We start from the raw sequence: 813 nt of genomic DNA, 5'->3' as shown, positions 1-813 counted from the left end.
GAGGCGAGCACTGTGATTGCCCGTTTAGAAAGCGACGTTCAAAACATCGCATCGTCTTTAGAAGTGATTCAAGATATTGCCGAGCAAACTAATTTGCTTGCGCTAAACGCCGCGATTGAAGCTGCGCGAGCTGGCGATCAAGGACGTGGATTCGCGGTAGTAGCAGATGAAGTCCGCAAGCTGGCAAGCCGCACTCAAGACAGTACAGGCGATATCCATAAAATGATTGAGCAACTAAAATCTGGCTCAGATGCCGCAGTACGTGCGATGGAATCAAGCCAAGCGCGCGGTGAAGCAACGGTAGAAGAGGCGCGCGCCGCCTCGGTTGCGTTGCAAGACATTCAAGCAGCGATTGCCAACATTATGGACATGAACACGCTGATCGCCACTGCAACCGAAGAACAGAGCCAAGTGGGACAAGAAATCTCTCAACGTGTTGAGGTCATTTCGCAACAAAGTAGTCAATCGGCAAGCCTTGCCAACCAAAACCGCTCGGGAAGCCAAAACCTCAATCACAAAGCCAACGAGCTCTACGACTTGGTTGGTCGTTTCACGGTTTAATCCAACAGGCTAACCGACAAATAAAAACAGCGACGCTGTGACGTCGCTGTTTTTGTTACGACCTAGAAACGACTTCGCTATAATGCCGCCAACTTAGCACCCACAAGGGCAGATCGACATGATTATTATGACCACCAATTTCGGTGACATCGAAATTGAACTGAACTTGGAACGAGCACCAGTAAGCTCAAAAAACTTCAAAAAATACTGTGAAGAGGGCTTCTACAACGGCACGATTTTCCACCGCGTTAT

2 protein-coding genes are annotated in these 813 nt (G+C 49.0%); both read left to right on the top strand.

Going from position 1 to position 813, the window contains the following annotated elements; translation table 11 throughout:
* Nucleotides 1–561: methyl-accepting chemotaxis protein (locus tag R7Z77_RS24875; RefSeq protein ID WP_318136986.1), on the top strand; the 561-nt coding region annotated here is incomplete at its 5' end.
* Nucleotides 562–679: 118 nt separating this feature from the next.
* Nucleotides 680–813: peptidylprolyl isomerase (locus tag R7Z77_RS24870; protein WP_194944023.1), on the top strand; the 134-nt coding region annotated here is incomplete at its 3' end.

The sequence above is a fragment of the Vibrio sp. 1401 genome, from assembly GCF_033340295.1.
Note: the sequence above shows the minus strand (reverse complement) of the source record. Positions and strands in the feature narration are given on the sequence as shown.